Origin of the sequence: Streptomyces sparsogenes, from assembly GCF_001704635.1 — a bacterium.
Lineage (GTDB): Bacteria > Actinomycetota > Actinomycetes > Streptomycetales > Streptomycetaceae > Streptomyces > Streptomyces sparsogenes.
Genome location: NZ_MAXF01000038.1, coordinates 222,515 through 247,654 on the forward strand (window position 1 = coordinate 222,515; position 25,140 = coordinate 247,654).

Below are 25,140 nucleotides of genomic sequence, written 5' to 3' on the forward strand. Positions count from 1 at the left end.
CTTCGTTCCTCAGGGCCTCCGCGCGCTCTCCCTTTCGACAGCGGCGCGCCCCTTCGGCTCACTCGCCAGCTAGGCCCCGCTCAGGCCAGGGGGCCGGTCACCTCTTCGACCGCCTCGGTCAGCTTTCCCGACCGTACGAACGCGTCCGCCGCCGCCAGGTCCGGTGCCAGGTAGCGGTCCTCGCCCGGGCCCTCGACGCCCGCCCGGCGCACCGCCGCCAGCACCGCGCGGCTCGCGGGGGCCGGCGTCAGTCCCTCCCGCAGCTCGATCGCGCGGGTGGCCGCGACCAGCTCCACCGCCAGCACCCGGGTCAGGTTGTCCACCGCCGTCCGCAGCTTGCGCGCGGCCGACCAGCCCATCGAGACGTGGTCCTCCTGCATCGCCGAGGACGGGATGGAGTCGACGGAGGCCGGCTGCGCCAGCCGCTTCATCTCGCTCACCAGGGCCGCCTGGGTGTACTGCGCGATCATCAGACCCGAGTCCACGCCCGCGTCGCCCGCCAGGAACGGCGGCAGGCCGTGCGAGCGGTTCTTGTCCAGCAGCCGGTCGGTGCGGCGCTCGGCGATCGAGGCGAGGTCGGCCGCGGCGACCGCCAGGAAGTCCAGGACGTACGCGACGGGCGCCCCGTGGAAGTTGCCGTTGGACTCCACCCGGCCGTCGGGCAGCACCACCGGGTTGTCCACGGCGGAGGCCAGCTCGCGCTCGGCGACCAGCCGGGCGTGCGCGAGGGTGTCCCGGCCCGCGCCGGCGACCTGGGGCGCGCAGCGGACCGAGTAGGCGTCCTGGACCCGCGGCGCGTCGTCCTGGTGGTGGCCGGTGAGGCCGGACCCGGCGAGCACCCGCAGCATGTTGTCCGCGCTCGCCGCCTGGCCCGGGTGCGGCCGTATGGCGTGCAGCTCGGGCGCCAGCACCCGGTCGGTGCCCAGCAGCGCCTCCAGCGACAGCGCGGCCGTCACATCGGCGACGGTGAACAGCCGGCCCAGATCCGCGCAGGCCATGATCAGCATGCCCAGCATCCCGTCCGTGCCGTTGAGCAGCGCGAGCCCTTCCTTCTCGCGCAGCTCGACCGGCTCGATGCCGTGCTCGGCCAGCAGCTCGCCGGCCGGGCGCAGCGTGCCGTCCGGGCCCTCGGCCTCGCCCTCGCCCATCAGCGCCAGCGCGCAGTGGGACAGCGGGGCGAGGTCCCCGGAGCAGCCGAGCGAGCCGTACTCGTGCACCACGGGCGTGATGCCCGCGTTGAGGACGGCGGCCATGGTCTCCACGACCACCGGGCGGACGCCGGTGCGGCCCGAGGCGAGCGTCTTCAGACGCAGGAACATCAGCGCGCGCACCACCTCGCGCTCGACCCGCGGCCCCATGCCGGCGGCGTGCGAGCGCACGATGTTGCGCTGGAGCTGGACGCGCAGGTCCGGGCTGATGTGGCGGACGGCGAGCGCGCCGAAGCCGGTGGAGACGCCGTAGACGGGTTCGGGCTTGGCGGCGAGGTCGTCGATGACCCGGCGGGAGGCGGCGACGGCCGCCAGGGCCTCCTCGGACAGCTCGACCCGCGCGCCGTCGCGCGCGACGGCGATCACCTCGGCCGCGGTCGTGCCGGAGGTGCCCAGCACCACAGAATGCATATCCATATTCAGGCACCCTAGATACTGAATCTCTGTCTGTCACCTGGCCCGTGTACGACCGGCTCCTGGCCCCTCCGGGGCGCGACCACCGCGAGAGACGGCCCGTACAGCCGGCCCCTACAGACCGCCCCTACAGACGGCCCCGGAAGGTGCGGCGCTCGGGTGCGCGGTGCGCGGGGGTGTCGGCCAGCCGCACCACCGGGTCCTCCGGGCCCCCCTCCCGCCCCGCCACCACCGGTTTCGCCGAGCGGGCGGCCTTCGCCCGGTACTGGGCGGCGTCCGCCAGCCGGAACAGCCGCCGGGCGCTGTTAACCGGGCCGATCGGGTCGCCGGTGGAGGCGACCCCGCAGGCGACCCCCTCGCCCAACTCCAGCTCGGCGGCCCTGCGGCACAGCTCGTCGGCCACCCGCACCACCTCGTCCGCCGACGGCCCGACCTCCACCAGGCAGAACTCGTCGCCCCCCAGCCGGGCCGCCAGCGCGCCCGGCAGCATGGCGCCGCACAGCGAGAGCACCGAGCCGAACCGTTCCAGCAGCCGGTCGCCCACGGCGTGCCCCAGCGTGTCGTTGACCTGCTTGAGCCCGTTGAGGTCGCACATCACCAGGCTCACCACCACCCCGTCCCGGCGGTGCTCCTCCAGCGCCTCGTCCAGCCGTATGTCCACCGCCCGGCGGTTGCCGAGCCCGGTCAGCGGGTCGGTGAAGGCCAGTCTGCGGGCCTCCTCGAGCCGCTCGGTCTGCGCGATGCCGGCGGCGGTCACCGCGGCCAGTACGGTCGCGAAGTCCGCGTCGGCCCGGCCGAACACCGGATCCCCGGCCCGCCGCGCCACGTACAGCTCGCCCCACGCCCGCCCGTGCAGCACGATCGGCGCGACCACACAGCTGCCCCGCCCGCGCCGCCGCAGCGCCGCCACCCGCCCGGGGCTGATGCCGCGCAGCGCCGTCCGGGGACCTTCCCCACCGCCCGGGCTCAGCTCCAGGCCCAGGCCGAGGTCCGCGCCCCGGTCCGGGGCCGGGTCCGGGGCCAGGCCGGGGCCCGGGCCGTCCTCGCCCGGCCAGGCGGCGACCTCCACCCAGGCGTGCGGCTCCCCGCCCCGGGCCCACTGCTCGTGCAGGAACTCGGTGATCTCGGGGAACTCGTGCACCGGATAGAACTCGGCGTCGGGGAACTCCTCCTCGCCCTCGCCCAGTTCCCCGTTGTTGACCAGCACCCGCAGCCGCCCCAGCTCGCGCTCCCACACCGAGACCGCCGCGAAGCTCCCGCCGAGCGCGGTGCGCGCGGCCGCCGCCGCGGAGCGCACCGCCTCGCGCGGGGTGTGCGCGGCCGCCATCGCCTGCGCCAGTCCCACCACGGCCTTCAGCCGCGCATCACCCTCGCCCGTCACCACGCCTCGCATTCCCCTGCCGCACACACCGCACAGTCCAGCGTAGGAATGTTCGGCGAATTCCGCCTTGTCCCGTCCCGGGTTATTCGCCGGGCCAGTTCGGTGTGCGCTTTTCGTTGAAGGCCGCCACGCCCTCCGCCCGGTCCCCGGAGAAGGCCACCGACCGCCAGGCCGCGTCCTCGACTTCAAGGCCTGCCCGCAGATCAAGTCCGTAACCGACCCGAAGCGCCCGCTTGGCCGCGCGCAGCCCGACCGGTGAGTTCGCGGCGATGCTCCGGGCCAGCGCCAGCGCCTCGGCGCGGTCCTCCCCGTCGGCCACCAGCCGGTCGACGAGGCCCAGCTCACGGGCCTCCGCGGCGGGCACCCGCCGCGCCGTGAAGATCAGCTCGGCGGCCCGCGCGGCCCCCACCCGGCGCGGCAGCAGCTGGGTGCCGCCCCCGCCCGGGATCACCCCGACCGAGACCTCGGGCAGCCCGACCACCGCCGTGCCGTCCGCGACGATCAGATCGCAGGACAGGGCCAGCTCGAAGCCGCCCCCCAGCGCGAAGCCGTGCACCGCGGCCACCGTCGGCATCGGCAGCTCCAGCACCCCGGTGTAGGCGGCGCGCGCCAGCGGGCGCTGCCGCCCCAGCTCGGCGTCGCTCAGGGAGTTCCGCTCCTTCAGGTCGGCCCCGACGCAGAAGGCCCGCTCGTGCGTCGAGGACAGCACCACGGCCCGTACGGAGCCGTCCTCGGCCAGCGCGGCGCACGCCTGGGCGATGCTCCGCGCCATGTCCGAGGAGACGGCGTTCATGGCCTTCGGCCGGTCCAGCACCAGCTCGGCCACGAACCCGTCCCGCCGGACCGCGACCCACTCGCCGTAGCGCTGCTCACTCACACGACCCTCCCGGTTAACGAGCGTGAACACGTCGGGACGGATCATCGCAGCCCGCGCCGCCCCCGGCCAGTGGGACCGGGGACGGCGCGGCCCGGATCACTTGCGCGAGCGCCGCCACCTGGCCAGGAAGCCCAGCACGCCGGACGGCTTCGGCTTGCCCGCGTCCGCGACTCCGCCGACGGGCTCGGCCTCGGCCGCGCCCTCCGCCCCCGGCAAGGCCGGCAAGCCCGGCGGAGCGGGCGGGGCGGGCGGGAACTCCGGGGACGCCGGGACCGCCGGAGCGGCCGGAGCCGGGGCCGCTGAGGCGGGGGCCGTCGGGGCCTCCTGCCCGGCGGCCCACTCCGCGGCCTTGGAGGACTCCCCGACGGAGGCGAACCGCACCGGGAGCGCGGACAGCCCGCGCTGGTACAGCCCCGGGCGCCACTCCAGCTGCTCCGCGGCGACGGCGAGTTCGATGTCCGGGAGCCGGTCCAGCAGCTTCTCGATGGCCGCGGCCGCGATCAGCCGCGCCTGGCTGCGGCCGGAGCAGGTGTGCTGCCCGGCACTGAAGGCCAGATGGGCCCGGTTCCCCTGCTTGTGGTGCGAGGAGTGCAGGGCGTCCTGGTTGCCCCCGGCGAAGCTGATCACCACGGGCTCGCCCGCGCGCAGCCGGATCCCGCTGAGCGTGACGTCCCGCAGCGGGAAGTGGACCGCCAGATTGGCCAGCGGCGGTTCGGTCCACAACACCTCGTCCAGCGCGTCCTCGACGAGCATGCCGCCGCCCGCCAGGTCCCCCGCGAAGCGCTCGTCGGTCAGCAGCACCCGCAGGGCGTTGCTGATGAGGCTGGACACCGGCTCGCTGCCCATGCCCATCAGCAGCAGCAGCTGCTCGACCAGCTCCTCGGTGTCCAGCCGCGCCGGGTGGGCGATCAGCCAGGAGGTGACGTCGGCCCCCGGCTCGGTCCGCTTGAGCTCGATCAGGTCCCGCAGCGTCGCGTCCACGGCCTGGGCCGCGGCCATCGGGTCCTGCCCGTCCAGCAGCTGCGCCATGCCCCCGAACAGCCGGTCCGCGATGTCCTTCGGGCAGCCGAACAGCTCGCCCACGACCAGCATCGTGACCAGCTGGCAGTACTCGGGTATCAGATCGGCCTCGCCCGCCGCGGCGAACTGGTCGATCAGCGAGTCGGCCATGCGCTCCACATAGCCGCGCAGCGCCCCCAGGTCGATCCGGCTCATGCTGTCGTCGATGGCGCCGCGCAGCCGCTGGTGCGCCTCCCCGTCCACCCAGCCGGCCTGGGCCCGGGGCTTGATCAGCTGAGCGGAGTGGGTGGCCTCGGGGACCCGGCCCTCGTTCATCGCCCGCCAGTTCCGCGGATCCTTGGAGAACATCTCGGGACGCCGCAGGATCTCCAGGGCCGTCTCGTACCCGACGCACAGCACGGCCGTGACGCCCGGGTCCAGTTCCACGGGCGCGAGCGGGCCGTGGGTCTCGCGCAGCCGTTGGTAGACGGCGTACGGGTCCCGGGTGAACTCGGGTCCGTAGAGCGGCTCGGCTCCGGTGGTGCCGCCGGCGTGCGCCGGGCAGCCCGGCGGGGGCACGGCAGCGGGCCGGGCGACCGATTCGTAAGACTGGGTCACAGTGCTCCTGGCTTCTGTCGTCGGTACGGGGCCGACAGGTGGTGCGAGGGCATCGAGTCCGGGGCTCGCCGGGATTCGCCAAGATCCACCCGCGGATCGCGCAGGTAGGCTAGCGCGATACGGCGTCCGTCAGCCGCCCCTTCAACGAAGACGCACAAGACGGGCGCAACCACGCCGTCCCGTCCCCCACCGGCTCAGCCTCCACGAGCCGTCCCCCATCGCCCCGTCCCCCCACCGCCTCACCGGCGTCGCCTCAGCCGCGCCGGGTGAGCAGCCAGGGCTCCACGACGCCCAGCCCACGGACCGGCCGCTGCCAGGTGGGCTGGAGCGCGAAGCGGTACGAAGGCGGCTCCTCGCCCTCCTTCTCCGCCGCGGCCGCCTCCTCGGCGGCCTGCGCCTCCGACACCGGGGCGGCCCGCAGCCGCCCCAGCTCCTCCGCGAACGCCCCGTCCACCAGGACCGCGTTCTTCGGGGCTATGGAGGTCAGCCGGCTGGCCAGGTTCACCGTCGTGCCGAAGACGTCGCCCATCCGGGTCGTGACGGTCCCGAACGCCATCCCGACCCGCAGCTCGGGCATCGTCTCGTCGTGGGTCAGCGTCTCGATCAGCCGCAGCCCGATCTCGGCGGCGATGCTCGCGTCGTCGGCCGCGTACAGCACCTCGTCGCCCAGGGTCTTGATCAGCCGCCCGCCGTGCGCGGCCACCAGGTCGGCTGCGGTCGTCTCGAACGCCTCGACCAGCTCGCCCAGCTCCTCCTCCTCCAGCCGCCTGGTCAGCCGGGTGAAGCTCACCAGGTCCGCGAAGCCGACCGCCAGCCTGCGGTCCACCATCTCCGCGTCGTCCGCCGTCTGCACCACGCGGCCCGTCGCGGCCGCGAGCTGCCGCCGGTAGACGTAGACCAGGAACTCCTCCAGCTCCGGGAGCAGCAGCTCGACCAGCGGGTAGGCGATCTCGGTCCGGGTCATGCCGGTCTCGTGCGGCTCGGTGAGCCCCTCCAGGAAGGAGTCGATCTGCCAGTCGGCCAGCCGCGCCGTGGTCTGTCCCGTGGACCGCGCCACCTGGATGGCCATCGGCTCGCTCAGCAGGCCCGCCTCCACCAGGCCGGCCAGCCGCCGCAGGGCCAGCACGTCCGCCTCCGTGAGCGCCTTGGCCTGGCCGATGTCGGCGAAGCCCATGGCCCGCCAGAAGCGGGTGGCCAGCTCCACGGACACCCCGGCGCTGCGGGCCGCCTGGAACGGGGTGTACTGCCGCTCCGCCCCGAGGATCAGCTGCTCGAGCCGGAGCGAGAGGGGGTCCAGTTCGGTCTCGCCGGCGCCGGCGCCGGCCGCGAACTCGTCGGCGGCCGCGTCCCGGGCCCCGGCCTCCTCAGCCGCGCCGGAATCCCTGTCGTCGGCGGTCACCGCCGGCCCCCTGTCCGATCCCTGCGCACTGCCCTTCCGTTCCCTCTTCCGGTTCGGTTTCCGGCCCACGGCCCTCCCGAGCTGGACGGACCGCCACAACGATACGTCAGGTGTGCCCTAGCTCACTCTCCACGGGAAAGCTGGGAAAACTCTTTGCCCGGAGCCGTAAAAAATCTTGGGAAACCCCCTCCCGACCGGCGCCTATGACGCCGGGCGCAGATGCACGATGTCCCCGGCGGAGACCGGCTCCTGCACGCCGCCCTCCGTGGCGAGCACCAGCCGCCCGTCGCCGTCGATCGCGACCGCCTCCCCCACGCGCTCCCCGCCGCCCGGCAGCTCGGCGCGCACCCTACGGCCCAGGGTCGCGCACCCGGCCGCGTACGTCTCCTGGAGCCCGCACGGCCCGGGGTCGCCCTCGAAGCGGCGCCACTCCCCGTACCACTCCTCGATCGACCGCAGCACCGCGCGCAGCAGCGGGTCGCGGTCGGTGTGGGCGGCGCCCGCGAGCGCCAGCGACCCGGCGGTGGGCACGGGCAGCTCCTCGGCGCGCAGCGAAACGTTCAGGCCGACGCCGACGACCACCGCGTCCCCGGTCCGCTCGGCCAGGATCCCGCCGAACTTCCGCTCCTGCCCGTCGACCGTCACCAGCAGGTCGTTCGGCCACTTCAGCGCGGTGTCCACGCCCGCGGTCCGGGACAGCGCCCCGGCGGTGGCGACCCCGGCGAGCAGCGGCAGCCACCCCCACCGCTCGGCCGGCACCCCGGCGGCGCCGGGCCGCAGCAGCACCGAGAAGAACAGCCCGGAGCGGGGCGGGGCGGTCCAGGCGCGGTCCAGCCGGCCGCGCCCGGCGGTCTGCTCCTCCGCGATGAGCACCACGCCCTCCGGGGCCCCGGCGGTCGCCCGGGCGACCAGGTCGGTGTTGGTGGAGCCGGTCGCCAGCACCACGTCCAGCTCCGTCCACAGCCCGCCGGGGCGCACCAGGGCGCGCCGCAGCGCGGCGGCGACCAGCGGGGGTCGTTCCAGGTCGGACCAGCGGCCGCCCGGGCCATTCGGGGTTCCCGGGCTCCCCGGGGTGTCAGAAGACGCCATAGGGGCCAGCCTAGGGTCAGGAGGTGTGGCCAACGACGCAGTGCCCACAGACAGTCGCGCCGATACGCTACGTGCCGGTAGCCCAGCCGGCGCACATTCCCGATCCCGCCCGGCAAGCCCCCGCTTCCGGGCCCGATTCCCAGCCCCCGAGGACGAGCAGGAGCCGCATCCCGATGTCCGAGCCTGAGATCTCCTCCGAGATTCCCAATCGTCACACCACCGCGGGCAAGCTCGCGGACCTTCAGCGCCGCATCGACGAGGCCACACACGCGGGCTCGGCGCGAGCGGTGGAGAAGCAGCACGCCAAGGGCAAGCTGACCGCGCGCGAGCGCATCGGCCTGCTCCTCGACGAGGGCTCGTTCACCGAACTCGACGAATTCGCGCGCCACCGCTCGACCAACTTCGGGATCGAGAAGAACCGCCCCTACGGCGACGGGGTGGTGACCGGCTACGGCACGGTGGACGGCCGCCCGGTCTGCGTCTACTCCCAGGACTTCACGATCTTCGGCGGCTCACTCGGCGAGGTCTACGGCGAGAAGATCGTCAAGGTCATGGACTTCGCCCTGAAGACCGGCTGCCCGATCATCGGCATCAACGACGGCGGAGGCGCCCGGATCCAGGAGGGCGTGGTCGCCCTCGGCCTGTTCGCCGAGATCTTCCGCCGCAACGTCCACGCCTCGGGCGTCGTCCCGCAGATCAGCCTGATCGTCGGACCCTGCGCGGGCGGTGCCGTCTACTCCCCCGCCATCACCGACTTCACGGTCATGGTCGACCAGACCTCCCACATGTTCATCACCGGACCCGATGTGATCAAGACGGTCACCGGCGAGGACGTGGGCTTCGAGGCCCTGGGCGGCGCCCGGACCCACAACACCACCTCCGGTGTCGCCCACTACATGGCCGCCGACGAGAAGGACGCCTTCGAATACGTCAAGGCCCTGCTGTCCTACCTCCCCTCCAACAACCTCTCCGAGCCCCCGGCCTTCCCCGACGAGGCCGACCTGGAAGTCTCGGACGAGGACCGGGAGCTGGACACCCTCATCCCGGACTCCGCCAACCAGCCGTACGACATGCACAAGGCCATCGAGCACGTGCTGGACGACGGGGAGTTCCTGGAGACCCAGCCGCTGTTCGCGCCGAACATCATCACCGGCTTCGGCCGGGTCGAGGGCCACCCGGTAGGCGTGGTCGCCAACCAGCCGCTCCAGTTCGCCGGCTGCCTGGACATCGACGCCTCCGAGAAGGCCGCCCGCTTCGTGCGCACCTGCGACGCCTTCAACATCCCGGTGCTCACCTTCGTCGACGTGCCCGGCTTCCTGCCCGGCACCGACCAGGAGTACAACGGCATCATCCGCCGCGGCGCCAAACTGATCTTCGCCTACGCGGAGGCCACCGTCCCACTGATCACGGTCATCACCCGCAAGGCCTTCGGCGGCGCCTACGACGTCATGGGCTCCAAACACCTGGGCGCCGACCTCAACCTCGCCTGGCCCACCGCACAGATCGCCGTCATGGGCGCCCAGGGCGCGGTCAACATCCTCCACCGCCGCACGATCGCGGCCGCCGAAGACCCCGAGGCCACCCGCGCCGAGCTGATCACCGACTACGAGGACACCCTCCTGAACCCCTACATCGCCGCCGAACGCGGCTACGTCGACGCGGTGATCATGCCCTCCGACACCCGCCGCCACATCGTCCGCGGCCTGCGCGCGCTCCGCAACAAGCGCGAGAGCCTCCCCCCGAAGAAGCACGGCAACATCCCGCTGTAGGGATCCGCGCGCGGCATCCCCGCGCCCTCCCACCCCTCTCCAGGAAGGGCTGTTTCCATGATCAAGATCGTACGGGGCAATCCGACCCCAGAGGAGCTGGCCGCCGCCCTGGCGGTGGTCCAAGCCCGCGCGGCGGCCGCCGCGGCCGCCGCGCAGGGCGAGGGAGCGCCACCGGAGTGGTCCGACCCGGCCCGCACCGTCCCCGCCCGCCGGGTCCCGCCCCCGGGGCCCAGAGCGTGGCGTACGACCTACTGGCCGAGCTGAGGCGCTGCCGGCCGGGCTGAGGCGCTACTGACCGGGCCGAGGCGCGCGGCGGCTTGGGTACCGGCCGAGCCGTAGCAGCCTCACCCAAGTCCCCGTTTACAGGAAAATAGTCCCTTCCGCCCGTGGCGCCTGAGTACGCGTACTCAGGCGCCACGGCCCGGGTGCGGCGCAGGATCGACCGCATGCTGTGGTCCGACCCGCCTGATGAGCCGCCCGACGAGCTGCGGCGGGCCCAGGACATGCTCCGCCGCGCGGGCACGGTGCTCGCGGTCGCGACCCTGACCCTCATGCTGCTGCTGAGCCTGCGTCCGTGACCGTCCGTGACCCGGACGCCGATGCCGCCGGCCCTGACGCCGCCGCTGAGCCCGCGTCCCTGACCTGAGCCCGCGTCCCTGACCTGCGCAAGGGTGGGGTGGGGGCCAGGCCCGCCGCCTACCCTGGGCGCATGACTGACACCCAGCGCGCACTCATCCTCGCCTCCGCCTCACCCGCCCGCCGGTCCCTGCTGCGCCAGGCCGGGCTGGCCTTCGAAGTGATCGTCAGCGGTGTGGACGAGGACGCCCTGAGCGCCGAGACGCCCGCCGAGCTGGCGCGCGTGCTGGCCGAGGCCAAGGCGGCCGCCGTGGCCGCGCTTCCGGAGGCGGCCGGGGCCCTGGTCCTCGGCTGTGACTCGGTCCTGGAACTCGACGGCCAGCCGCTCGGCAAGCCCGCCGACGCCGAGGAGGCCACCGCCCGCTGGAAGTCCATGCGCGGCCGCTCCGGCGTCCTGCGGACCGGGCACTGCCTCATCGACACGGCGACCGGCGGCCGCACCTCCGCCACCGCCTCCACCACGGTCCACTTCGGCGAGCCGAGCGACGCCGAGATCGCGGCGTACGTCGCCAGCGGCGAACCCCTGCACGTGGCGGGCGCGTTCACGCTCGACGGCCGCTCGGCGCCCTTTATCGACGGCATCGAGGGCGACGCGGGGAACGTCATCGGACTGTCCCTGCCGCTGCTGCGCCGGCTCCTGGCCGAGCTGGGCGTGGGCATCACCGACCTGTGGGCCGACGCGGGGCGCTGACCGCGGCCCGTCGGCCGATGCCGGGCGCCGGACCGGGCCCCTCAGGCCGGATGCCGGGCGCCGACCGCTGACCTGGGCCCGGAGGCCGATGGCCCCTCAGGCCGGACGCGGCGCGTCCCCGCCCTGGGCCCCCGTGGCGCCCGGGGCGGCGCCGCTCTCGGCCGCGACCGGCGACTCGTCGTACACCAGCAGGCTCCACACGATCAGGCCGAGCACCACCATCAGGACCGCGAAAGCGGTCCAGCCCACCAGGCCGACCGAGAAGGCGCCCACCAGCCCGTGCCCCACCGCGCAGGTGATCAGCAGAATGCGGGCCAGGCGCCCGGGGGCGCGGTCGCGCACGGCGGCGCGCAGCAGCACCAGGCCGCACAGCAGCAGATAGAGGCCGAAGAGCCCGCCCGCGACCCAGGTGCCGATCGACATCGCGTCCGGGTCGAGCCCGCCCAGGGACATCCGCTGCCGGTCGACCACCAGCCCCAGGATCCAGTTGAGCAGCGCGATTCCGGCCGCCTCCACGATCAGCGCCACGGCCGTCACCACGGCCACGGGTCTGCGCGCCACCCCGCCCACCCCTTCCGCTGCGCCGGCTCGGGTGCCGTTCCCCCCGAGAAGGTTCGACCTCACGAACGCTACTAACGGGTAAGCCCCCCGACAAGGGTTCGGGAACGCACTCGTACGACCGGAACGCCGCGGCAAAGTTTCCGTCCCCCGTTCGTAGGGATTCCACAAAGAAACGCGGAGGAGCGCCGCTCGGGGAACTGACCCACCCGACTGCCGCGCGATTCGCCCTCCGGCCCGAAAAACCGGGCGTACCGTGGAACGACGGGGGAGTCGGCTGTCTCTTAACGGCAGGGTTCACGCTCCGTGTGGTCAAGCTCACGCCCGAGTTGTTCTCGGCGTGCGGTGTCGCCAGTACCTAAACTCGGCTTGTTTCAAGGAGGGAGCCATCGTGCGCAAGGTGCTCATCGCCAATCGTGGCGAAATCGCGGTCCGCGTTGCCCGTGCCTGTCGGGATGCCGGGATCGCGAGTGTTGCGGTCTATGCCGATCCGGACCGGGACGCGGTGCATGTGCGCGCGGCCGACGAAGCCTACGCGCTGGGCGGTGACACACCAGCGGCCAGCTACCTCGACCAGGCCAAGGTCCTGGCCGCCGCCGCCGAGTCCGGCGCGGACGCCGTCCACCCCGGCTACGGCTTCCTGTCCGAGAACGCCGACTTCGCCCAGGCCGTCCTGGACGCGGGCCTGACCTGGATCGGCCCCCCGCCCGCCGCGATCCGCGACCTCGGGGACAAGGTCGCCGCCCGCCACATCGCCCAGCGCGCCGGCGCCCCCCTGGTCGCCGGCACCCCCGACCCCGTCTCCGGCGCCGACGAAGTCCTCGCCTTCGCCCAGCAGCACGGCCTCCCCATCGCCATCAAAGCCGCCTTCGGCGGCGGCGGCCGCGGCCTGAAAGTCGCCCGCACCCTCGAAGAAGTCCCCGAACTCTACGACTCCGCCGTCCGCGAGGCCGTCGCCGCCTTCGGCCGCGGCGAATGCTTCGTCGAGCGCTACCTCGACAAACCCCGCCACGTCGAGACCCAGTGCCTGGCGGACACCCACGGCAACGTGGTCGTCGTCTCCACCCGCGACTGCTCCCTCCAGCGCCGCCACCAAAAACTCGTCGAAGAAGCCCCCGCCCCCTTCCTCACCGACGCACAGAACGCCGAACTGCGCCGCGCCTCCAAGGCCATCCTCAAGGAAGCCGGCTACGTCGGCGCCGGCACGGTCGAGTTCCTGGTGGGTACGGACGGCACGATCTCCTTCCTGGAGGTCAACACCCGCCTCCAGGTCGAGCACCCGGTCACCGAGGAAGTCACCGGCATCGACCTGGTCCGGGAGATGTTCCGCATCGCCGACGGCGAGCCCCTCGGCTACGACGACCCGCCCATGCGCGGACACTCCATCGAGTTCCGCATCAACGGCGAGGACCCGGGCCGCAACTTCCTCCCCGCCCCCGGCACCGTCACCACCTTCGCGCCCCCCAGCGGGCCGGGGGTGCGGCTGGACGCGGGCGTGGAGTCCGGGTCGGTGATCGGTCCGGCGTGGGACTCCCTGCTGGCCAAGCTCATCGTCACCGGCGCCACCCGCGCCCAGGCCCTCCAGCGCGCGGCGCGGGCGCTGGCGGAGTTCCAGGTCGAGGGCATGGCGACCGCGATCCCCTTCCACCGGGCCGTGGTCACCGACCCCGCCTTCACCAGCGAGCCGTTCACGGTCCACACCCGCTGGATCGAGACCGAGTTCACCAACACCATCCCCCCCTACACCCCCACCGGAGGCGGGGACGAGGCCGAGGAGGCCGCCCCGCGCGAGGTGGTGGTCGTCGAGGTCGGCGGCAAGCGCCTGGAGGTCTCCCTCCCCGCCTCCCTGGGCGTCGCGGCGGCCCCCGCGGGCGGCGGCGGTGCGGGGGCGAAGAAGCCCAAGCGCAAGGCGGCCCGGAAGTCCGGCTCCGCCGCCTCGGGCGACTCCCTGGCCTCCCCCATGCAGGGCACCATCGTCAAGATCGCCGTCGCCGAGGGCGACCAGGTCGCCGAAGGCGACCTCGTAGTGGTCCTGGAAGCGATGAAGATGGAACAGCCCATCAACGCCCACCGCTCCGGCACCGTCAAGGGCCTGACCGCCGAAGTCGGCGCCTCCATCACCGCCGGCGCCGTCATCTGCGACATCAAGGACTGAAACATCCAGGGCTGACGTCCCGGCACACCCAGCCTCCCGGGCCCCGGTCGAACCCTCGACCGGGGCCCGAGGCATCCGGTGGCCGCGCGGGCCGTCCAGGCGGCAGGATGTCACCTTCTCGGCCGGGAACGGCCGAGCTTGTGTGCTCGGTCGTCCACGCTTCGTCGCGCGGACAGCGCTGCGAGGTGTAAGCCGCATCCGCCTCAAGGAACGGCACCCCGGCCTTGCGAGCCTTGTTCGAACGGCTGAGCCGCCTCCATTCCCCGCCCGCAGGTTGGCCTTCAGCGCCGCATAGGCGTTGACAACGCGGTCTCGCGGAGCCGCAGCCTCCACCGCCGTCACACTTACGCCCCGGCTCGTAATGGCATGCTTGACCCACGGGCCACGAAGCCCACACGACACCACGGGAACCGTACGACCGACAGCGCAGGGAGGACCGCGATGGCGACCGAGACAGCCCCGGCGCACACCCCACCGCGCCCCATGCGCGCCGACGCGCGCCGCAATTACGAGCGGCTGCTGACCGAGGCCAGGGCCGCGTTCGTCCAGCACGGCACCGACGCGTCGCTGGAGGACATCGCGCGCCGGGCGGGGGTCGGGATCGGCACGCTCTACCGGCACTTCCCCAACCGCACCGCGCTGATGGGCGCCGTCTTCCGGCAAGAGGTGTGCGCGCTGCTGGCGCGCGCCCGCGAGCTGGCGAAGGCGCCGCAGCCGTGCCGTGCGCTGGTCGACTGGCTGCGGGAGATCATCGATTACGCGAGCACCTACCGCGGGCTCTCGCACGCGCTGTTGGCGGCCTCCGGGGACGAGAGCTCCTCGCTGTCCCAGGGGTGCGGTCTGCCGATGCGCGAGGCGGGCAGCGCGCTGCTCGCCCGCGCCCAGCAGTCCGGGAACGTACGGTCCGACGTCGGCATAGCCGATCTGATGCAGCTGACCAACGCCATCGCGCTGGCCGTGGAACAGTCGCCGGACGACCCGGAGTTGGCCGATCGGCTGCTGGCGCTGACCTTCACCGGCCTCAAGCCGCGCTGAGCCGCGCCGAGCCGCTCAACCCTCCGCCGACTCTGCCCCCGCCGGCTAAGCCCAGCCGGCGCCGGCTACGCCCCCCGCCGACTCCGCCCCGTCCCGGCCCGGCCTCCCCGCCCTCAGCGCCGCCGTGGCGCCAGGTCCGCGACCCGGCCCCCCGGCTCGGTCAGCGGCATCGAGCCGCGCAGCGTGGCGCCGGGCCCGGCGCCCGGCTGGTGCGGGTGGTTGCGGCGCGGACCCGGGAGCGGCAGCCCGTCCTCGCCGCCGCGCGCGGCGGACGGTCCGCCGAGCCGGGGCTGCTGCCGTCCCGGCCCGGCCGGGCCGCCCTCGCCGCCCGCCGGGCCCGCGCCCGCGCCCGGCCCGGCCACCGTGATCTGCACGCCCTGGTCGGCGAGGGCCTGCAGCTCGGTGAGGGCGCGGTCGTCGTGCGGGGGCGGCTCGTCGGTCACCAGACGGGTGATGACGTCCGTCGGCACCGTCTGGAACATGGTGTCGGTGCCCAGCTTGGTGTGGTCCGCGAGCACCACCACCTCCGCCGCCGCCTGGACCAGCGCGCGGTCGACGCTGGCGGACAGCATGTTGGACGTGGACAGGCCGCGCTCGGCGGTCAGCCCGCTGCCGGACAGGAAGGCCCGGCTGACCCGGAGCCCCTGGAGGGACTGCTCGGCGCCGCTGCCGACCAGCGCGTAGTTGGAGCCGCGCAGGGTGCCGCCGGTCATGACGACCTCCACGCGGTTGGCATGCGCCAGGGCCTGCGCGACGAGCAGGGAATTGGTGACCACGGTCAGACCCGGGACGCGCGCGAGCCGGCGGGCCAGCTCCTGCGTGGTGGTCCCGGCGCCGACCACGACGGCCTCGCCCTCGTCGACGAGACCGGCCGCGAGATCGGCGATCGCCGTCTTCTCCGCGGTCGCTAGATGGGATTTCTGCGGGAAGCCGGACTCCCTGGTGAATCCGCCCGGCAGCACCGCACCGCCGTGCCGGCGGTCGAGCAGTCCTTCTGCCTCCAGCGCCCGCACATCCCGCCGTACGGTCACTTCGGAGGTCTGGACGACGCGGGCGAGCTCGCGGAGCGACACCGCTCCGTTCGCACGCACCATTTCAAGGATCAATTGGCGACGTTCTGCAGCGAACACGAAACTGACAGTAACGCCAACGACCGTCTGGTTTCAGCAGCTTGCACCAATTAACAGATGTTGTTCGTCTGCGACCCCGCGAGATGGTATGGGGCGGTATGGGAAGCGATCTCCGTCCCCGCCTCCTATGCCTCTTCCTGCGTCTTCCGCGTGTGGAGCTGCCGCGCCACCTCGGCGATCGAGCCGGACAGGGACGGGTAGACCGTGAAGGCGCTCGCGATCTGCTCCACCGTCAGGTTGTTGTCGACCGCGAGCGAAATCGGGTGGATCAGCTCACTGGCGCGCGGCGCGACCACCACGCCGCCGACCACGATGCCGGTGCCCGGGCGGCAGAAGATCTTCACGAAGCCGTCCCGGATGCCCTGCATCTTCGCGCGCGGGTTGCGCAGCAGCGGCAGCTTCACCACCCGGGCGTCGATCTTCCCGCCGTCCACATCGGCCTGCGAGTAGCCGACCGTGGCGATCTCCGGGTCGGTGAAGACGTTCGCCGAGACGGTCTTCAGGTTGAGCGGGCCGACCGCGTCGCCGAGGAAGTGGTACATCGCGATCCGGCCCTGCATGGCCGCCACCGACGCCAGCGCCAGCACCCCGGTGCAGTCGCCCGCCGCGTACACGCCGGGGGCGCTGGTCCGGGAGACCTTGTCGGTCCAGATGTGCCCGGACTCCTTGAGCCGGACCCCGGCCTCCTCCAGGCCCATGTCGGCCGTGTTCGGTATGGAGCCGACGGCCATCAGACAGTGGGTGCCCGTGATCACCCGCCCGTCCTGGAGCGTCACCTCGACCCGGTCCCCGACCCGCTTGGCGGCCTGCGCCCGCGAGCGCGCCATCACGTTCATCCCGCGCCGCCGGAAGACGTCCTCCAGCACGGCCGCCGCGTCCGGGTCCTCGCCGGGCAGCACCCGGTCCCGGCTGGAGACCAGGGTGACCTTCGACCCCAGCGCCTGGTACGCGCCCGCGAACTCGGCGCCCGTGACACCGGAGCCGACCACGATCAGCTCCTCCGGGAGCTCCTCCAGGTCGTACACCTGGGTCCAGTTCAGGATGCGCTCCCCGTCCGGCAGCGCGTCCGGGATCTCCCTGGGGTGGGCCCCGGTGGCGACCAGCACGGCGTCCGCGACCAGCGTCTGCTCGGATCCGTCCGCCGCCCGGACGATCACCTTCCGTGACCCGTCGGGCGCCTGGGACGGCTCCAGCCGCCCGCGCCCGCGCATCACCCGCGCGCCCGCGCGGGTGACCGACGCGGTGATGTCATGGGACTGGGCCAGCGCCAGACGCTTCACCCGCCGATTGACTTTGCCCAGGTCAACGCCCACCACCCGGGCCTCCTGGGCCAGCGGCGGGGTGTCATCGGCCACGATGATCCCCAACTCCTCGTACGAAGAGTCGAAGGTCGTCATCACCTCAGCGGTGGCGATCAACGTCTTGGAGGGCACACAGTCGGTGAGCACCGACGCCCCGCCCAGACCGTCGCAGTCGACGACGGTCACCTCCGCACCGAGCTGAGCGGCGACCAGCGCCGCCTCATAGCCGCCGGGTCCGCCACCAATGATCACGATCCGAGTCACATGCTCCATTGTCCCGCACCCTCATCACATCACTCCTCCGGGGGGTTCCCGGCGCCCCGGAAACCTTCCCCCCTCACTCCCGTACCCTCAGAGCCATGTCGCTCTACGCCGCGTACGCCGGCAACCTCGACGCGCGGCTGATGTCCCGCCGCGCACCGCACTCCCCGCTGCGCGGCACGGGGTGGATCAACGGCTGGCGCCTGACCTTCGGGGGCGAGCAGATGGGCTGGGAGGGCGCCCTCGCCACCATCGTCGAGGCGCCGCGCTCCCAGGTCTTCGTCGCCCTGTACGACATCGCCCCCATGGACGAGGAGTCCATGGACCGCTGGGAGGGGGTCGGCCTGGACGTCTACCGCCGGATGCGGATCCGGGTCCACACCCTGGACGGCGACGAGGCGGCCTGGCTGTACGTGCTCAACGGCTACGAGGGCGGCCTCCCCTCCGCCCGCTACCTCGGCGAGATCGCGGACGCCGCCGAGTCCGCCGGGGCCCCGCACGACTACGTCATGGAACTGCGCAAGCGCCCCTGCTGAGCGCGGCCCGCCCCGGCCCCGCCGCCGTATCGCCCGCGCAGTTCGATCGCACCTTGGCAAAGAATCGAACGCTGCGCCCGGATACGTCTACGCGCGTAGGCAATCAGCGGCTAATCTCATCCGCGTGAACGCATCAGTTACCCGTCAGGGGGACCCCTACGCCGCCGCCGACGCCGCGGCCGCGCGCCTCCGCCAGCTCACCGGCGAAGAGATCCACGACGTCGCCCTGGTCCTCGGCTCGGGCTGGGTGCCCGCCACCGACGCCCTCGGCGCCCCGGAGCACGAGTTCCCGGTCACCGAGCTGCCCTCCTTCCCGCCGCCCGCCGTCGAGGGCCACGCGGGCAAGATCCGCTCGTACAAGATCAACGACAAGCGGGCGCTGGTCTTCCTCGGCCGCACGCACTACTACGAGGGCCGCGGTGTCGCCGCCGTCGCGCACGGCGTACGGACCGCCATCGCCGCCGGCTGCAAGACCGTAGTCCTCACCAACGGCTGCGGCGGCCTCCGCGAGGGCATGCGCCCCGGCCAGCCGGTGCTGATCAGCGACCACATCAACCTCACCGCCACCTCCCCGATCGTCGGCGCGAACTTCGTCGACCTCACGGACCTCTACTCGCCCCGGCTGCGCGAGCTGTGCCGACAGATCGACCCCACCCTGGAAGAGGGCGTCTACGCGCAGTTCCCCGGCCCGCACTACGAGACGCCCGCCGAGATCCACATGACCCGCGTCCTCGGCGCCGACCTCGTGGGCATGTCCACCGCCCTGGAGGCGATCGCCGCCCGCGAGGCGGGGGCCGAGGTCCTCGGCATCTCCCTGGTCACCAACCTCGCCGCCGGCATGACGGGCGAGCCCCTCAACCACGAGGAGGTCCTCCAGGCGGGCCGCGACTCGGCCGCGCGGATGGGCAGCCTCCTGGCGCAGGTCCTCGACCGCATCTGACCCCGACCGCCGATTCAGGGCTCGGCTCTCCCCCGGCCACCGCCGGGAGATGCCCCTGCGCCGGGCCCGAGCCGGGCGTCACGGCCGTTCGCCCGGGTACTCACTGAGCAGCCCTTCTCGGCGGCCACCCGGCGACGCCGAGGCGGCGTGGCCCTCCCGGCGACGCCGAGGCGGCGGGGCGCGGGCGCGCGGCAGCGCGGCTCGGCCTCGCTCCGCAACCGATACCCGCCCGTCCCCAGCCACCCCCCAGGAGGCCGCCCATGGCGCCCACCCCCGAGTCCGACCTCATCGCCGCAGCCAGCACCTGGATGGCCGAGGACCCCGACCCCGAGACCCGCCAAGAGCTGGCCGAGCTGCTGGAGGCGGCCGACGCGGGCGAGCCGGAGGCGCTCGACCGGCTGGCCGACCGGTTCTCCGGCACCCTGCAGTTCGGCACCGCCGGCCTGCGCGGGGAGCTGGGCGCCGGCCCGATGCGGATGAACCGCGCCGTGGTCGTCCGCGCCGCCGCCGGCCTCGCCGCGTACCTGACCAAGCAGGCGGGCGCCGGGGACGAGCCCGGCCTCGTCGTCATCGGCTACGACGCCCGCTACAAGAGCGCGGACTTCGCCCGCGACACCGCCGCCGTCATGACCGGCGCGGGCCTGCGGGCCGCGCTGCTGCCGCGCCCGCTCCCCACGCCCGTGCTCGCCTTCGCCATCCGCCACCTCGGCGCGGTCGCCGGGGTGGAGGTCACCGCCAGCCACAACCCGCCCCGCGACAACGGCTACAAGGTCTACCTCGGCGACGGCTCCCAGATCGTGCCGCCCGCCGACCACGACATCGCCGCCGAGATCGCCGCGATCGGCGGCCTCGACGACGTGCCCCGCCCGGACTCCGGCTGGGAGACCCTCGGCGACGAGGTCCTGGACGCCTACCTGGCCCGTACGGACGCCGTCCTCACCCCCGGCTCCCCGCGCGACGTGCGCGTCGTCTACACCCCGCTGCACGGCGTCGGCCGCGAGACCGTCACGGCCGCCTTCGCCCGCGCGGGCTTCCCGGCCCCCACGGTGGTCGCCGAGCAGGCCGACCCGGACCCGGCCTTCCCGACCGTCGCGTTCCCCAACCCCGAGGAGCCGGGCGCGATGGACCTCGCGTTCGCCACCGCGCGCGGCCTCGGCCCCGGCGGCGCGGACATCATCATCGCGAACGACCCCGACGCGGACCGCTGCGCCGTGGCCGTGCCGGCCCCCGAGGCCGCGCCGTCCTCCCCGTCCACCCCCACCGCCACGCGGTGGCGCATGCTCCGGGGCGACGAGGTCGGCGCACTCCTCGCCACCCACCTGATCCACAAGGCGGCCCGCGGCACCTTCGCGACCTCGATCGTCTCGTCGTCCCTGCTCTCCCGCATCGCGGACGCCGCCGGCCTCCCGTACGCCGAGACCCTGACCGGCTTCAAGTGGCTCGCCCGGGCCGGTGGCCTGCGCTACGCCTACGAGGAGGCGCTCGGCTACTGCGTCGATCCCGAGGGCGTGCGCGACAAGGACGGCATCACGGCCGCGCTGCTCGTCGCCGAGCTGACGGCCGAACTCAAGGAGCAGGGCCGCACCCTCGCCGACCTGCTCGACGACATCGCGCTGGAGCACGGGCTGCACGCCACCGACCAGCTGTCCGTACGCGTCGAGGACCTGTCCCTGATCGGCCAGGCCATGAAGCGGCTGCGCGAGCAGCCGCCCACCGAGCTGGCGGGCCTGGCCGTCGCGTCCGGCGAGGACCTCACGCGCGGTACGGAGGCGCTGCCCCCGACGGACGGCCTGCGCTACCACCTCTCCGGCCGCCCCGGCACAGCCCCCGGGACCGCCGTCCGGTCGGCCCGCGTGATCGTCCGCCCGAGCGGCACCGAGCCCAAGCTGAAGTGCTACCTGGAAGTGGTGGTCGAGGTCCCGGGCGCGGACGCGCTCGCGCCGGCGCGCGCGACGGCGGAGCAGGTCCTGGCGGCCGTCAAGGCGGACCTCGCGGCGGCGGCGGGGATCTGACACCCGAGTTGCGGTGAGTATCGGACGGCGACACGCCGACGCCACGGTGTGTCGCCGTCCGATACTCACCGCAAAGCTCCACCTCCCGGTTCGGGGGCCGGGCCGGGCCGGCCGCTGGTCAGGCGGTGTCCCAGCTCGGACAGGGCCAGGGCGAGCACGGCCACCACGGCACCGATCAGGCTGATCCGCCGGGCACCGAGGGTGCCGATGCCCACCGCCCCGATGACGCCGGAGAAGGCGATGGCGAGGTAGAGGAACGCCGCGTTGAGCGAGATGAGCAGCGGGGCCGAGGCGGGGTTCAGGGCGATGAGACGGGACTGCTGGGGCGCGGTGATGCCCCAGGCCGCGATGGCGTAGACGACCGTGATGGCGAGGGCGGCGGCGAACGAGCCGGTCGCGAGCGGGAGGACGGCGAGGCTGACCGCGAGCAGCGCGACGGCGCCCCCGACCACCAGGCGCGCGCCGAACCGGTCGGCCAGCGTCCCCGCGTAGAAGTTGCCGGCCGTGCCCGTCAGGCCGAAGGCGAACATGAGCACGGCCAGCCGCGTGCCGTCGCCGCCGGTGGCGGGGGCGAACACCTCGGCCATGTAGGTGTAGACGACGTACGCGGCGGTGAAGGCGACCAGCGTGGTGGCCAGGACGACGACCACGCGCCGGTCACCCAGCGGCGCGAGGCGCCGGCGCAGCCCGCCCGGGGCCGGGACCGACACCCGGGGGACGAGGGCGAGGACACCGATCAGGCCCAGGACGGTGAGCAGGGTGATGAACCACATCGTCGCGCGCCATCCGAGCGCGCTGCCCACGACGGTGCCGATCGGCGCGCCCAGCGCGGTCGCGGCGGTCAGTCCGGTGGTGACGGCGGCGATGGCCCGGCCGCGGCGCTCGGGGCCCACCAGCGCGGAGGCGGTGACGCCGGCCGCCGGGATGTACAGGCCGGCGCCGGAGGCGGCGACGACCTGGGCGATCAGGACCCCGGGGAAGCTCGGGGCGAGCCCCGTGCCGATGACGCCCAGCAGGTAGAGCAGGACGGACAGCTTGAGCACCCGGTGGCGGGGCCAGCCGGCGGTGAGGGTGGCCAGGACCGGCGACATCACGGCACAGGTCAGCGCGAAGACGGTGACGACCTGCCCCGCGGTGGTGGTGGAGACGCCCAGCGACTCGCTGAACTCGGGCAGCACGCCGGCGAGGACGAACTCGTCGGTGCCGATCGCGAAGGTGCCGAACCCGAGCACCAGGATGCTCCGCCGGTGCGATGTGTCCGGGCCCTCTCCCGGTGTGCCGGCCGAGCCCTCTCCCGGTATGCCGGCCGAGCCCTCTCCCGGTGTGCCGGCCGACGTGTCGCCCCCGCTCTCCGGGGCGGACGTGCGCGTCATGAACCCTCCTCGGTACCGATCGGTTCCATCCTGCGGGACGGTACTGATCGGTTCCGTCTTGCGTCAAGGGTGATTACCGTGGACGCATGGCAACGAACGCACGCGATCGCCTGCTCCAGGCGGCCGAGGACCTGTTCTACGCGGAAGGCATCCACGCGGTCGGCCTGGAGCGCCTGTTGGCCGTCTCCGGCGTCGGCCGGGCCTCGCTCTACCGGCACTTCTCGGGCAAGGACGAGCTGGTGACCGCCGTCCTCCAGCGGCGCGACGAGCACTGGCGGGCCTGGCTCGAGGCGCGGGTCGAGGCCCATGGCGGCGGCCCGCTCGCCGTCTTCGACGCGCTGGCCGAGGGCGCGGAGGAAGAAGGGTTCCACGGCTGCGCGTTCATCAACGCCATGGCCGAGACCGGCGACCCCGGCAGCGAGGTCCACCGGCTCGCCGCCGCCCACAAGCGCGGCGTCACCGCCTACGTGCACGGTCTGCTCACCCGGGCCGGCCACCCCCGGGCCGACGAGCTGGCGGACGAGTTCGCGCTGCTCATGGACGGGGCGATCGTCACCTCCATGCGCGAGCGGAGCGGCGAACCCGCCCGCCGGGCGCGACGGATGGCCGAGCGGCTGATGGCCTGACGCCCATGGCGGCGGTCGGCGAACAGCACGGCGGCCCGACAGGTCACCCAGCGCCCGGGCCGGGCTGTGGGTGGCTCATGCGATTATGCGGGCGGCTCTCGATCGCACTCGTGATCGAGCCACATCGGGCCATCGGCCATCGGCCATCAGGCCATCGAACGAGAACGGGAGTGTGGTGTGGGCGGGACTGGGGGCAGGACGAGTCGTCGGTGTCCGATGAGGAGTGGGAGCGGTTCCTCCGCGAAACGGTGAGGGACACGACCGGCGCCCCCGTGGAGCCGTCGGCACGCGCCCGCGAGGTGGCGCGACGGCTCCGGGAGCATCCCGGGCAGCCGGAGGGCTGGCGTACGTACTCCCCGGCCCGGCCCCGGCGCAGGAAGGTCTGGTACGTCACCGGGCTGGTGGCGCTCGTGGCCCTCCTCGTGGCGCTCTTCCCCCAGCAGATCGTCGGCTGGTTCGGCGGCGACGACGGCGGACAGGACGGGGCCCCGCTGGCCGCCGAGTCGGAAGCCCCGCGGAAGGCGCCGGACGCCGAGCCCGACCTGCGCCCCACCCTCGCCGAACCCTTCCGGGGCTCGCCCGCCGCCCGCTGGGCCGACGGCGCGGCGGGGATCACCGTGCCACCGGCCAAGGCGACCGGCTGGATGGACGCCGCCCAGGTCGAGCGGGCCCTGAAGCAGAGCCGGGACTTCCTGGTGGCGGCGGGGCTCGACTCCGACGTGCTGCGCGGCGAGCGCCCCACGAAGGCGATCGCGCTGCTGAACCCGCACCAGCAGGACGTCCAGGACTATCTCCGCACCGCCCTGTCGTCGAAGAAGCCCGACCCCGACACCGACCCGCTGCTGTTGTTCAGCCGCTTCCGGACGGAGCAGACCCGGCTGGTCGGTGACGTGGTCAAGACGCGCGGCCGGCTCACATACCGGGAGGGGAAGCGGGGGGCGGTCGAGGTGACGGCGGACGTCACCTTCGTGTACCCGGTCACCCCGGCGGCCGACAGCGGGCGGGACGCCGAGGTCCTCCGTACGATCGTGCGGCGCAAGGTGGTGATGAGCTGGGACGACCCGGCCAAGGTCATCACCGAGCCGGGCACGATGTCCCTCGTCTCGTACGCGCTCGACATGACCAACGGCGGCTGCTCCGGCCCGACCGGCTACTTCGTGCCACCCTTCGGCACGGCCGACGAGCAGCCCACCGACGAGGACCACCTCATCGATCCGTATGACCGCAGCAAGCCGGTCGACGCGAACGACGGCACGACGTCCCCGGACAACGACTGCGCGACCGCCACGCGCTCCTAGGTCAAGGAGCCCGACCACAGCAGAACGGCCCCCGCCGGGTGGCGGGGGCCGCGCTCTTCGGTGCCGCCGGGCACGTGAGACGGCGGGGAACCCGCCGCCCTTGACGGCCGAGACGAAGGACGACCAGGCCCCCGTCGGGAAGACCAGCGCGGGGCCGTGGGGATCCTTGCTGTCGCGGACGGGGACGGTACCGGCGGACGCGCATCCGGGTGCCCACTCGACGCATGCGCCGCCGTCGCCGTTGCTGTGGCTGGACTTGACCCACTCCGCGCGGGACAAGTCCGGGGTGCTGCTCATGGCGTCAATGCCTCCATGGGGACACAACTCCTCGGCCACGCCCGCGTGCTGCTCGGTGACCGCAAAGCGGACACCGGAGAACTCCGGTTCCTGGCGAACCGCCTGTGCGAGGCGCTGCGCGATGTGCTGCGCGTGGCGGAGAGCCGAGGCAGGCGCCTGCCCGCACCCGACGGGGACGGCCCCGCCGAGCCGGCCAGGGACTCGTCATGACCGGCTGGCGGATCAAGGCCGTCCCAGGGCGGGGCCTGCGGCGCACGGGCGAGGACGGGTTCGCGCTGCCGCTCCAGATCAGCAGCGGCAGGCAGCCTCGCGCCATCGCCGACCTGGAACTGACCCCCGCCGAGGCGGAACAACTGCACGCGGCCCTCTGCTACGCGCTCGGCGGCCAGCCCCCGCCCGCCGGTGCCCCGGAATGCCGTCAGGCGGTCCACTACCCGGGCGGCCGACAGCGGTACTGAACGAAGACAGCCGTCCGCTCCACGGGAAACCACGAGCGGGTGGCGCTCAGCCGCCCGTCCGGGACTGTCTGTGGGAAGC

Annotated in this window: 23 protein-coding genes and 1 pseudogene; 13 read left to right on the top strand and 11 right to left on the bottom strand. The window is 73.6% G+C overall.

Annotation, left to right across the window (positions count from 1 at the left end; all coding sequences use genetic code 11):
* Positions 1 to 80 precede the first annotated feature (80 nt).
* The 6 genes from hutH to BBH68_RS09050 all read right to left on the bottom strand — a co-directional run bounded on the left by hutH (position 81) and on the right by BBH68_RS09050 (position 7,985).
* Entirely contained in the window at positions 81 to 1,619 is a 1,539-nt protein-coding gene (hutH, locus tag BBH68_RS09025) for a histidine ammonia-lyase (RefSeq protein WP_174588996.1), read from the bottom strand.
* 130 nt (positions 1,620 to 1,749) lie between these two features.
* Positions 1,750 to 2,949 carry a GGDEF domain-containing protein gene (locus tag BBH68_RS09030; RefSeq protein WP_174588997.1) on the bottom strand — a complete coding sequence of 400 codons (1,200 nt, stop codon included), beginning with the start codon at positions 2,947 to 2,949 and terminating at the stop codon, positions 1,750 to 1,752.
* 136 nt (positions 2,950 to 3,085) lie between these two features.
* Complete coding sequence (locus BBH68_RS09035; RefSeq protein WP_065960479.1) at positions 3,086 to 3,925, bottom strand: enoyl-CoA hydratase/isomerase family protein; 840 nt, start codon at positions 3,923 to 3,925, stop codon at positions 3,086 to 3,088.
* Positions 3,926 to 3,976: 51 nt separating this feature from the next.
* Complete coding sequence (locus BBH68_RS09040) at positions 3,977 to 5,497, bottom strand: cytochrome P450 family protein (RefSeq protein WP_065960481.1); 1,521 nt, start codon at positions 5,495 to 5,497, stop codon at positions 3,977 to 3,979.
* A gap of 253 nt (positions 5,498 to 5,750) precedes the next feature.
* Positions 5,751 to 6,896 carry an adenylate/guanylate cyclase domain-containing protein gene (locus tag BBH68_RS09045; RefSeq protein ID WP_065960483.1) on the bottom strand — a complete coding sequence of 382 codons (1,146 nt, stop codon included), beginning with the start codon at positions 6,894 to 6,896 and terminating at the stop codon, positions 5,751 to 5,753.
* A 201-nt stretch (positions 6,897 to 7,097) separates the two neighbouring features.
* On the bottom strand, positions 7,098 to 7,985 hold the full coding sequence (locus BBH68_RS09050) for a biotin--[acetyl-CoA-carboxylase] ligase (protein ID WP_065960485.1): 888 nt from the start codon (positions 7,983 to 7,985) through the stop codon (positions 7,098 to 7,100).
* A 173-nt stretch (positions 7,986 to 8,158) separates the two neighbouring features.
* Between BBH68_RS09050 and BBH68_RS09055 the strand changes: the two genes are divergently transcribed.
* From BBH68_RS09055 to BBH68_RS09070, 4 genes are all read left to right on the top strand, one after another.
* Complete coding sequence (locus BBH68_RS09055) at positions 8,159 to 9,754, top strand: acyl-CoA carboxylase subunit beta (RefSeq protein WP_065960489.1); 1,596 nt, start codon at positions 8,159 to 8,161, stop codon at positions 9,752 to 9,754.
* A 57-nt stretch (positions 9,755 to 9,811) separates the two neighbouring features.
* Positions 9,812 to 10,018: an acyl-CoA carboxylase epsilon subunit gene (locus tag BBH68_RS09060; protein WP_065960490.1), complete on the top strand. Its 207-nt coding sequence runs from the start codon at positions 9,812 to 9,814 to the stop codon at positions 10,016 to 10,018.
* A gap of 182 nt (positions 10,019 to 10,200) precedes the next feature.
* Positions 10,201 to 10,332, top strand: a complete 132-nt coding sequence (gene mmpB / locus BBH68_RS09065; RefSeq protein WP_352142935.1) for a morphogenic membrane protein MmpB — start codon at positions 10,201 to 10,203, stop codon at positions 10,330 to 10,332.
* 131 nt (positions 10,333 to 10,463) lie between these two features.
* Positions 10,464 to 11,081: a Maf family protein gene (locus tag BBH68_RS09070; protein ID WP_065960493.1), complete on the top strand. Its 618-nt coding sequence runs from the start codon at positions 10,464 to 10,466 to the stop codon at positions 11,079 to 11,081.
* A 96-nt stretch (positions 11,082 to 11,177) separates the two neighbouring features.
* Here the strand turns inward: BBH68_RS09070 and BBH68_RS09075 are convergent, their stop codons facing one another.
* Entirely contained in the window at positions 11,178 to 11,642 is a 465-nt protein-coding gene (locus BBH68_RS09075) for a hypothetical protein (RefSeq protein WP_065960615.1), read from the bottom strand.
* A gap of 388 nt (positions 11,643 to 12,030) precedes the next feature.
* Between BBH68_RS09075 and BBH68_RS09080 the strand changes: the two genes are divergently transcribed.
* Positions 12,031 to 13,794 carry an acetyl/propionyl/methylcrotonyl-CoA carboxylase subunit alpha gene (locus tag BBH68_RS09080; protein WP_065960495.1) on the top strand — a complete coding sequence of 588 codons (1,764 nt, stop codon included), beginning with the start codon at positions 12,031 to 12,033 and terminating at the stop codon, positions 13,792 to 13,794.
* Between the two features lie 441 nt (positions 13,795 to 14,235).
* Positions 14,236 to 14,829 carry a TetR/AcrR family transcriptional regulator gene (locus tag BBH68_RS09085; RefSeq protein WP_065960497.1) on the top strand — a complete coding sequence of 198 codons (594 nt, stop codon included), beginning with the start codon at positions 14,236 to 14,238 and terminating at the stop codon, positions 14,827 to 14,829.
* Positions 14,830 to 14,942: 113 nt separating this feature from the next.
* Here BBH68_RS09085 and BBH68_RS09090 read toward each other — a convergent pair whose 3' ends face one another.
* On the bottom strand, positions 14,943 to 15,923 hold the full coding sequence (locus BBH68_RS09090; protein WP_065960499.1) for a DeoR/GlpR family DNA-binding transcription regulator: 981 nt from the start codon (positions 15,921 to 15,923) through the stop codon (positions 14,943 to 14,945).
* 161 nt (positions 15,924 to 16,084) lie between these two features.
* The gene (locus tag BBH68_RS09095; protein WP_065960500.1) at positions 16,085 to 17,533 is read right to left on the bottom strand and encodes an NAD(P)H-quinone dehydrogenase; all 1,449 of its coding nucleotides are present in this window, start codon (positions 17,531 to 17,533) and stop codon (positions 16,085 to 16,087) included.
* An 86-nt stretch (positions 17,534 to 17,619) separates the two neighbouring features.
* On the opposite strand from BBH68_RS09095, the gene BBH68_RS09100 reads away from it, so the two are divergent.
* The 3 genes from BBH68_RS09100 to BBH68_RS09110 all read left to right on the top strand — a co-directional run bounded on the left by BBH68_RS09100 (position 17,620) and on the right by BBH68_RS09110 (position 21,009).
* The gene (locus BBH68_RS09100; RefSeq protein WP_065960503.1) at positions 17,620 to 18,057 is read left to right on the top strand and encodes a gamma-glutamylcyclotransferase family protein; all 438 of its coding nucleotides are present in this window, start codon (positions 17,620 to 17,622) and stop codon (positions 18,055 to 18,057) included.
* Between the two features lie 118 nt (positions 18,058 to 18,175).
* Positions 18,176 to 18,997 carry a purine-nucleoside phosphorylase gene (locus tag BBH68_RS09105; RefSeq protein WP_425428793.1) on the top strand — a complete coding sequence of 274 codons (822 nt, stop codon included), beginning with the start codon at positions 18,176 to 18,178 and terminating at the stop codon, positions 18,995 to 18,997.
* Positions 18,998 to 19,257: 260 nt separating this feature from the next.
* The gene (locus BBH68_RS09110) at positions 19,258 to 21,009 is read left to right on the top strand and encodes a phospho-sugar mutase (protein ID WP_065960505.1); all 1,752 of its coding nucleotides are present in this window, start codon (positions 19,258 to 19,260) and stop codon (positions 21,007 to 21,009) included.
* A gap of 65 nt (positions 21,010 to 21,074) precedes the next feature.
* Here BBH68_RS09110 and BBH68_RS09115 read toward each other — a convergent pair whose 3' ends face one another.
* Positions 21,075 to 22,382, bottom strand: a complete 1,308-nt coding sequence (locus BBH68_RS09115; protein WP_079150885.1) for an MFS transporter — start codon at positions 22,380 to 22,382, stop codon at positions 21,075 to 21,077.
* Between the two features lie 86 nt (positions 22,383 to 22,468).
* Between BBH68_RS09115 and BBH68_RS09120 the strand changes: the two genes are divergently transcribed.
* Both BBH68_RS09120 and BBH68_RS09125 read left to right on the top strand, forming a co-directional pair.
* The gene (locus BBH68_RS09120) at positions 22,469 to 23,008 is read left to right on the top strand and encodes a TetR/AcrR family transcriptional regulator (RefSeq protein ID WP_065960506.1); all 540 of its coding nucleotides are present in this window, start codon (positions 22,469 to 22,471) and stop codon (positions 23,006 to 23,008) included.
* Positions 23,009 to 23,217: 209 nt separating this feature from the next.
* On the top strand, positions 23,218 to 24,306 hold the full coding sequence (locus BBH68_RS09125) for a hypothetical protein (RefSeq protein WP_065960507.1): 1,089 nt from the start codon (positions 23,218 to 23,220) through the stop codon (positions 24,304 to 24,306).
* Positions 24,307 to 24,393: 87 nt separating this feature from the next.
* Here BBH68_RS09125 and BBH68_RS39055 read toward each other — a convergent pair.
* Positions 24,394 to 24,603: pseudogene (locus tag BBH68_RS39055) on the bottom strand (DUF397 domain-containing protein); the annotation flags it as partial.
* 15 nt (positions 24,604 to 24,618) lie between these two features.
* Here BBH68_RS39055 and BBH68_RS09130 point away from each other — a divergent pair.
* Both BBH68_RS09130 and BBH68_RS09135 read left to right on the top strand, forming a co-directional pair.
* Positions 24,619 to 24,813, top strand: coding sequence for a hypothetical protein (locus tag BBH68_RS09130; protein WP_065960508.1), 195 nt, complete (start codon positions 24,619 to 24,621; stop codon positions 24,811 to 24,813).
* Positions 24,810 to 25,061: a hypothetical protein gene (locus BBH68_RS09135; protein ID WP_065960511.1), complete on the top strand. Its 252-nt coding sequence runs from the start codon at positions 24,810 to 24,812 to the stop codon at positions 25,059 to 25,061. Before BBH68_RS09130 ends, BBH68_RS09135 begins: the two co-directional genes overlap by 4 nt.
* Positions 25,062 to 25,140 lie beyond the last annotated feature (79 nt).